This window comes from Paenibacillus camerounensis (assembly GCF_000723885.1).
GTDB lineage: Bacteria > Bacillota > Bacilli > Paenibacillales > Paenibacillaceae > Paenibacillus_AQ > Paenibacillus_AQ camerounensis.
The window spans coordinates 21,199-29,584 of the sequence record NZ_CCDG010000075.1 but is presented as its reverse complement, the minus strand read 5'-3'; the positions used below and the strand labels follow the sequence as shown (position 1 = coordinate 29,584).

General features: G+C 58.4%; 5 protein-coding genes. 1 reads left to right on the top strand and 4 read right to left on the bottom strand.

Translation table 11 applies throughout. The annotated features are described in order from the left end of the window. Positions 1-1,404 (bottom strand): DNA mismatch repair endonuclease MutL (gene mutL / locus BN3772_RS24995; RefSeq protein ID WP_244444834.1); only part of this gene is annotated, 1,404 nt, incomplete at its 3' end. Positions 1,405-1,969: 565 nt separating this feature from the next. Continuing rightward, the gene (gene mutS / locus BN3772_RS24990) at positions 1,970-4,831 is read right to left on the bottom strand and encodes a DNA mismatch repair protein MutS (protein WP_042203031.1); all 2,862 of its coding nucleotides are present in this window, start codon (positions 4,829-4,831) and stop codon (positions 1,970-1,972) included. Positions 4,832-4,980: 149 nt separating this feature from the next. On the opposite strand from mutS, the gene BN3772_RS24985 reads away from it, so the two are divergent. Next, positions 4,981-5,622, top strand: a complete 642-nt coding sequence (locus tag BN3772_RS24985; protein WP_052380678.1) for a GNAT family protein — start codon at positions 4,981-4,983, stop codon at positions 5,620-5,622. Positions 5,623-5,931: 309 nt separating this feature from the next. On the opposite strand, the gene BN3772_RS24980 is transcribed toward BN3772_RS24985, so the two are convergent. Together BN3772_RS24980 and BN3772_RS24975 are read right to left on the bottom strand one after the other, a co-directional pair. After that, complete coding sequence (locus BN3772_RS24980) at positions 5,932-7,350, bottom strand: putative amidoligase domain-containing protein (protein ID WP_052380677.1); 1,419 nt, start codon at positions 7,348-7,350, stop codon at positions 5,932-5,934. 250 nt (positions 7,351-7,600) lie between these two features. Continuing rightward, positions 7,601-8,158, bottom strand: coding sequence for an outer spore coat protein CotE (locus BN3772_RS24975; protein WP_039873832.1), 558 nt, complete (start codon positions 8,156-8,158; stop codon positions 7,601-7,603). Positions 8,159-8,386: the final 228 nt, after the last annotated feature.

Below are 8,386 nucleotides of genomic sequence, written 5' to 3'. Positions count from 1 at the left end.
CGGCTGGGCCTGGCCGGGCCGCAGGGCCGCACCGGAAGAGCCGCTGCTGAACAGGGGCGCGCTGTTTGCGCCGCCCGCGGACACTGCCGGCGGTGTGTAGCCGCTGGCAGCGGCCCCTGGCGGACTTTGGGTGCCGCCGGACGGTGTTATCGGCTGCTGAGTGCTGCTGCCGGAGACATTTCCAGGCAGCCTTGCATCAGCGGCTGCTGCTGATGAAGCAGCTGCACCGGGTGCTTCCGCTGAGGCACTTAAGCCCGGGAGTGCTGCTGAGGCATCTCCATGGACTGCTGCCGGGGCGCCTGCGCCGGATTCCTGCGGAGCCGGGACATTCCCTTTGGTGAAGGCGAACTGCTCCTGGATGAAGGAGCTGCTGCCCTTCCCGCCTACCAATTCCCTGCCCGGACGGGGAATCAGATCCTCCCCGAGCAGCACCTTGCGGAGCTCCTGCTCCACAAAGGCGTACAGCTCGGGCTCCTTGCTGAAGCGCACCTCCAGCTTCGCCGGATGCACGTTGACGTCTACGAGCGAAGGGTGCATATCCAGCTCCAATACGAGCAGCGGATAGCGGTTGATCGGCAGGAGCGTATGATACGCGCGCATAATAGCGGCATTCAGCCCGTTGCTGCGGATGTAACGCCCGCCGACAATCGTAGTCACCGCATTGCGGTTGGAACGGGTCCACTCCGGCCGGCTGATATAGCCTGAGATCTTGTAATCCGGGTCTTCCGCGCTGACCGGCAGCATCGCCTTGGCGGCCGAGGTGCCGTAGACAGCAGCTATGACCTGCAGCAGGTCGCCGTTGCCGAGCGTGCGCAGCAGCTGGTTGCCGTTATGCTGCAGTGTAAAAGAGATGTCAGGATGGGCCAGGGCCATCCTGTACATTGCATCCGAAATATGACCAAGCTCGGTCTGGATGCTCTTCATATATTTCAGCCTTGCCGGCGTATTATAGAATAATTCACGCACAGCCATATCGCTGCCCTTACCGGACGGCTGATCCTCATTCCGGATCAGCTTACCGCCTTCAATATCAACCTGCCGCCCTTTGCCGTCATCGCCGCTGGCTGTCAGCAGCGTAAGCTTCGACACCGCCGCAATACTGGGCAGCGCCTCGCCCCGGAACCCGAGGCTTGTGATCTGGAACAGGTCACGGCCGGTCGCAATCTTGCTTGTCGCATGACGGTAGAACGCCGTCTCGCAATCATCCGGCTCGATGCCCGAGCCGTTGTCCTTGACCCGGATGCTTTGCAGGCCGCCTTCTTCCACGGTGACCTCAATACGGGTGCTGCCGGCGTCAATTGCGTTCTCCACCAGCTCCTTTACAACAGAAGCCGGCCGCTCCACCACTTCACCGGCAGCAATCTGGTTGGCAATATGCTCGTCCAGCACATGAATTTTGGCCATGGTTCATTCACCTCGCGGTTTATAAATTAATAAGAAGCTATGTTTGCTTATCCACAAATAACCGGTAGAGCTAAGATAGCGGGCCACTGGAGGACAGGTTCAGGGAGGCAAAGTTTCGGGACGGCAGGGACCGGAGAACGTATCGCGGTCCACTGGTATTGCGACCCTCAATGGCCATCCACAATGGCCATCCTCAATGATGGCTCCACGCTCCACACCATTTAGTTGGATTTCCGCCACCTAATTCCGCTATTCCTCAGCCATTTTCAGCATTAGGTGGAAAATGGTCATCTAAATTAGCCAATATCCCGCTTAGGAGCCTAAAACCCCGGAATTAAGTGACGTTTATCAAACTATTATCCTCTAAGCACATACCAGCCAGGAATTAGATGACAAATTTCCACTTAACTTGGCAGTGATCCCTCATTCATCATCCGCAGCAGTAGTAATATCAAACACAGAAGCGTCTAGATAGCTGATTCTAAGGTAGCTCCCTGCAAAGACAGTCCGCTGTTATAGGGGCCGTTGCTATGGGAGCCGCCGCTTAGCCACTGCCACTGCTATATTACAACCCTTTAGCCTTCTGCTTCAGCTCGTTCAGCAGGCCCATCGCCTGCAGCGGCGTCATGTTCATCAGGTCCGCGCCCTGTACGGCGGCGACCAGTTCCTTCAGGACAGGATTCTCCCTGGCCGGCGCGGCGGCAGCATCCGCACCGCCGCCCTTACGGCCTTTACGCGGCTCTTCTTCTCCAAAGATAGAGAGCTGGATCACTTCCTGATCCGCACTCTCTTCCAAAGGAGCAAGAGATACGGCAGCCTCCGCATAAGCAGAACCGCCGCCGAAGGCCGCTGAAGCCGGATGCGCCTGGCCCGCAGACCGGGCTTCAGCTTCTGATGATGCCGGCGACTGCGTATCCTGCGCAGCCGATGCCTGCGCGCTGTGCTGCTCCCCGGAAGGCTGTGAAGCTTCCTTCACCAGACTGCCCGGACCGCTGCCCGCACTGCCGCCGTATTTCAAAGCTGCACTCCCCGGAGGCGCTGCCTGCTCGATGCTTTGCAGCAGCCCGTACGCACGGTCGATGATGCCCTCCGGCAGGCCGGCCAGCCGGGCACAGTATATCCCGTAGCTGCTGTCAGCCGCTCCCGGCACCAGCTTACGCAGGAAGTTGACCTTGTCGCCGCTCTCCTGCACAGCCATGGAGTAGTTGCGCAGCCCTCCAAGGCTCTGCTCCAGATGAGCCAGCTCATGGAAATGGGTGGATACAAGCGCTTTGCAGGCAATAGTATCATGCACATACTCGATGACCGCCTGGGCAATAGCCATCCCTTCACTCGTGGAGGTTCCCCGGCCAAGCTCATCAATGATAATCAGGCTGCGGGCGGTAGCCTTTTCGGTCATGACCTGAATGTCGGCCATCTCCACCATAAAGGTACTCTGCCCGCCGATCAGGTCATCCGCCGCTCCGATCCGGGTAAAAATCCGGTCAATCAGCGGCACTTCCGCACTGGATGCCGGAACGAAGCAGCCGACCTGCGCCAGAATGCAGATCAGGGCCACCTGGCGCATGTAGGTGCTCTTACCTGCCATGTTCGGTCCGGTAATCAGCAGAATATTGCCGTCATTCCTGGTCAGCGTGCTGCCGTTAGCCATAAAGCTGGAATCCTTCAGCACCGCCTCCACGACAGGATGGCGTCCGCCCTCCAGCCGCAGGTCGTAACCGTCTGACAGCTTCGGCTTAACGAACCGGTGCTCGGCGCTGACAGCGGCGAGGCACTGGTACACGTCAATTTCCGCCACCTTCTCGGCCAGCGCCTGCAGGCGTGGAATCTGCGCGGCAATCCGGTCGCGAAGCTCCGTGAAGAGGCTGTATTCGATGTCCGTCATTTTGTCCTCGGCTTCGAGAATCAGCGCTTCCTTCTCCTTCAGCTCCGGCGTAACAAAACGCTCGGCATTGGCCAATGTCTGCTTGCGCTCATAGCGGCCTTCCGGCAAGGAGGACAGATTGGAACGGGTAACTTCTATATAGTATCCGAATACTTTGTTGAAGCCGATCTTCAGCGACTTAATGCCTGTAGCGGTGCGCTCCTTCGCTTCAAGCTCCGCGAGCCACTGCTTGCCGCTGGTGCTGGCACCGCGCAGCTCGTCCAGACGTTCATGGTAGCCGGTCCGGATAATGTTGCCGTCCCGCACGGATACCGGAGGGTCCTCTACGATAGCTGAATCAATATCGTCACGCAGCTCGGCACACACATCCATTGAAGCCGCAATATCCCGCAGCGTGGACGAGCCGGAACTCAGGCACATCTCCTTCAACGCCGGAATCTGGTCCAGGGACAGCTTAAGAGCATTCATGTCACGGCCGTTGGCGCTGCCGAAGGCAATCCGTCCGACAAGCCGCTCCAGATCATAAATCTCCTTCAGGGCGCCGCGCAGGTCCTCACGTTCAATAAACTGGTTATACAGATAATCGACGGCCTCCAGCCGCCGCTCAATCGGTGCGCGCTGCAGCAGCGGCTTGTCGATCCGGCGGCGCAGCAGGCGTCCGCCCATTGAGGTTTCGGTACGGTCGAGCAGCCAGAGCAGCGAGCCCTTCTTCGAACGTTCGCGCACCGTTTCCGTCAGCTCCAGATTGCGGCGGGTGAACGGGGCAAGAATCATATAGTTGCCCGGCTCATACGGGGAAATCTGGCTAAGCTGTCCAAGCGAACGGCGCTGGGTTTCGCTCAGGTAGGAGATCAGCAGCGCCAGGCAGCTGCCCCGCTCCTTCTCCAGCCGGACCCAGGCGGCTTCACCGAACTGGCGGCGGGCCAGCTCTTCTTCTTTTTTATCCCAGGGCGTGTACACCACCGGCTTAGCGAGAAGTGAAGCTTCACTGCGCAGCTGTTCCAGCAATGCCGCATCCCCGATAATTTCTGCCGGCTCATAGATGCCGATCTCATCGCGCAGCCATTCTGATCCGGACAGGACAGAGGTCACATACAGCTCACCCGTTGTCAAATCGCAGGCTGCCAGCGCCATCATCCCGTCGTCCTCTGTGACGCAGACAAGGTAGTTGTTGCTTTTATCCGTAAGAATCTTCCCGTCCATGACAGTTCCGGGCGTAACCACGCGGACAATATCGCGCCGCACCATCCCCTTCGTTACCGCAGGATCGTCGAGCTGCTCGCAGATTGCGACCTTGTAGCCTTTTTCAATCAGACGCTGTATGTAACCTTCGGCCGCATGATAAGGCACTCCGCACATCGGAATTTTCTCATCGGTACCGCCCTGGCGGCCGGTTAATGCTATCTCAAGCTCCTTCGAGGCAAGGATCGCATCCTCAAAGAACATTTCATAGAAATCGCCCAGCCGGAAAAAAAGGAACGCGTCCTTTGCCCCTTCCTTTACCTTCAAATACTGCTCCATCATCGGCGTATATTTAGCCATCGTTAACCTCCATGCCATTTCTTCAATACTCTCTATTATAGCAGAAAGTCACCGGGCAAAGTTACTCCCGCAGCTAATAGGAAGAAAGAGGGTCGCAGGTATAGAAAGATTACGGTGCAGACGTTAAAATATACCATCGGAGGATATGAATGATACGCAGACTGTATGAGGCAGACCGGGAACGGGTGATGGAGCTGGCAGGCCGTAATCCGTCGATCAAGCTGTGCGGCGAATGTGATTCACCGGACGGCCCGCTGCAAGCAGTATTGCTGCGCTTTTATGACAGTTACCTGCCTTATGCGGACGGTGCATTTGATGCAGAAGGTCTGGCGGAGCTGATACGCAGGAACAGTCGTGCCGAGATGATTTCGGGCGATACCGGGGTTATTGAGGCTTTTAAAGGAAAGGTTCCGGTCCGGGAGGAAAAGCGGATGCATTTCGCTGAGCTGAAGGAGATAAATGAGAGAATTAGTTCTTCAGCCGCTGTACCGCTTGTGTTCAAAAAAGCAACCGTGAATGATGTCGAAGCCGTCTGCACACTCACTGACCAGATAGAGGAATTTGCCGGCAGCACTGAGAATTCGCGGAAAAGCCTGCGGACAGCGCTGGAAAGCGGCACCGGCCGTACTTTTTTTGCGGAGCAGCACGGTCAAGCGATCGCTGTGGCATCGACTACCGCTGAGAACTCCCTGTCAGCCATGGGAGTAGGGGTCGCTACCCACCCGGATTACCGGGGCCGGGGGCTGGCAGGCAATATGGGTGGCACAGCTGTGTGCAGACCTGCTCGCTGAAGGCAAATTGCTGTGCCTGTTCTATGACAATCCCAGGCCGGTGTGATCTACGAAAGGCTCGGCTTCCAGACAATCGGCTCCTGGACCATGCTGTATATTGACAAGCAGCAGGGGTGAGAAAGGAGCAGCGCGGAAGGATCATGTAATAGCAGGCTGCTATAAGCCGCTTTGGCCAGAAGCCCGGAGGGACGGGGCTTTTGCTCGGCGGTTTGACGCGCGCTCTGCCCTCTGCCCTCTATTGTCCGCGCTGCCTGCGCTCCCTGATTATCCGCGCGCGTTGTCTATCGCCCGTGCAAAAGGGCTGTATGCTTACACCTCTACAGAAGCTGCCGGAGCAGCTTCTGTAGGGCGCCACAGTCCGCGGATATCGCGCGACTCGTCCCAGGTCCGCTCCGCGGCTATGTAGCCCAGGAGCGGTTCGATATATCGGGCGGCCTGCGTATAGCCGGGCAGCCCTCTCAGCTGCGCCTGCAGCGGGATGAACGCTGCACGCAGCGGAGGTTTGACGCCGCTGTAATAAGCGGCGTGCAGCTCCTCCCGGTCGAGCGGGCGAAGCACCAGGTCTTCGTAGCGGCTCACGATCAGGTGAGCCAGGAAGACCGCGCCTCTGGCGATGACCGGGGAGACGAGGAAGCTCGGCAGGGTCCGGTATTCAAAGCCGCCATGCGGCTGAATCCGGAAATCGCCGAGCATGCCGTAACGCGGACGCCGCGCGGCAGCCCCGGCGTCCTCCAGCAGCATCAGCGGCAGCGCGAGGTAGTTGTCGAGCGCCCGCAGGAGCGGCGCCGTCAGCGTCACGCCGCTGAAGTGCAGGTGGCCGCCGAGGGCCCAGCCCGGCAGCGGCATGCCTCCCGCCCGCCAGCTCAGCGAGCGGTCGGCGATGAGCCGGTCCGCCGCGCGCACGGCGGACATCAGCTGCGCCAGCAGCGCGCGCGGTTCCCCGCGCGGCTGAGGGCGCAGCTCGGCAACCGGGAACGTGCCGCGCGTTCCCGGAGGTCCGGCGTCGCAGCCCGCGGCGCCGTCCAGGGGCAGGTACCGCGACGCAGGCACGACGCGGCCGGTGGATTCCCGGAGCAGAATGAACTCCGGGTCCATGCCCATGAGCAGCCCCGGACGGCCGGGCTGCTCAGAGCCAAGAGCAGCGCTCAGCGCCTGTACAGCCGCCTGATAGGCCCCCGGTAATTCACCCGTTGCAACAGAGAACGGGATAACCTCTTCTACCGCATACTGCCTGCCGCCAAGCGCCGTCAGACGGACCTCGCCGCTATCCAGCCCCAGGCTGTACAGCGCGCGTACTGCAGTCTCCCGCAGCTGTCCCGCCGCACCGCGGCGATTGTACCCGCTGCCCGGTGCCGGTTCAGCTGCCGTAGCTCCCGCAACACTCCGCTGCGCCGGCTGCACGGCTTCCCCGGCAATGATTCCGCCAATAACTGCCGCCCCCTCCTCAACGCGGATACCCCCCTGCCGGCCCATAGCCTGTCCGGCTCCCAGACCCTGAAGATCCACGACCTGCAGATTAAAAATCCTGACGATATACTGCTGTCTATGTATGCTGCTTCGTTCTGTGTAATGCGGCTGCACCGAAGGTTCTCCCGGTGAGGAAATCCCTGGCCGTTCCAGCTGTGTCCTGCCGGCAGGAGTCATAGCAGCCTTCAGTCCGCAGCGCCGCAATCTGGCTTCACGCTGCCGGTCTGTTAACCGGAGAAACACATTCAGTCCCTCATTCATGGCTTGCCTCCTCCACCTTTCCTGCATACACACTGCCCGTTATTAAGTATTGCAATTAATTCCTGATAGTACGATTATGCTATGAATGAAACAGCCAGCTTTCAGGCCCCGGCGCCTTGACATAATGCAAAAAAAAGCCCGGCCAGTAAAATAAAAATAAAAAAGGAGGGCGTTTGCCCTCTTCGCCGCCGCCCTCTCCACATATAATGGACTATAACCCACCGGAAATCAGCGGCGGCGCCCTCCTTCTTTACAGCTCATCATCCAGGGCGTCAGGGTCGAGATCATCATAGTCGAAGCTTTCACCTTCGAAATCATAATCCTTGTCTTCCAGATCGTCGGCCTGATCGCTGACATACACGCGGACCTTGGTTTCAGCCACCAGCTCCGCCTCAAACTCGCGCTCCACACGGAGCGTTACACTTCCCCCGCCCGGCGATACCCCTGCTTCCACACAGTTCGGCTCCTGCGTTGCCTCCGCAGAGACCTCAACCGTGGAAGCGCGGTGTCTCGGGTCCAGGTATGACAGCGGGATAAGCTCGACATAGGAGACCGTTTCTTTGGCTACCTCAGTCTGCTTGTTTTTGTCATACGAGTACCAGATGTTCACATCGTAAGTACCGATTACTTCAATTCCGTTTCCGGCGGCAACCGCTTCGTACTGGTGGTTAATGATCCAAGCCCCCAGAATACTAGTCGGATGATGTGGCGGAGTCACGGTATGGGTTGCGGTAGAGAACTTACGACCTTTGCCGCAAATTGCCTTCGTAATGATCTCCCTTGTTTGACGTTTATGGCTTAATGACATCTTTGAACCTCCTCCATACAATCATTCACTATCAAGTGTATGCACGTTCTGGGCATTTGTTGATTGTTAGAGTAGAAATAAATTTGGGTAAGCCCTCCACCCGTCCTCTAATAAGCTTCATAGTCCATTTTATTGCCGAAATCACGCCGATATGATACATAGCCAGCTGCTTTTCCCCGCACAAAAAAACATCAGCGCCTCCGGAGCGGAGTGCGCTGATGTCTCTTA

What these genes read in the sequence shown, in the direction of transcription:
- BN3772_RS24975 (WP_039873832.1), bottom strand. Translation starts at nt 8,158, where the DNA reads ATGTCATTAAGCCATAAACGTCAAACAAGGGAGATCATTACGAAGGCA.
- BN3772_RS24980 (WP_052380677.1), bottom strand. Translation starts at nt 7,350, where the DNA reads ATGAATGAGGGACTGAATGTGTTTCTCCGGTTAACAGACCGGCAGCGT.
- BN3772_RS24985 (WP_052380678.1), top strand. Translation starts at nt 4,981, where the DNA reads ATGATACGCAGACTGTATGAGGCAGACCGGGAACGGGTGATGGAGCTG.
- mutS (WP_042203031.1), bottom strand. Translation starts at nt 4,831, where the DNA reads ATGGCTAAATATACGCCGATGATGGAGCAGTATTTGAAGGTAAAGGAA.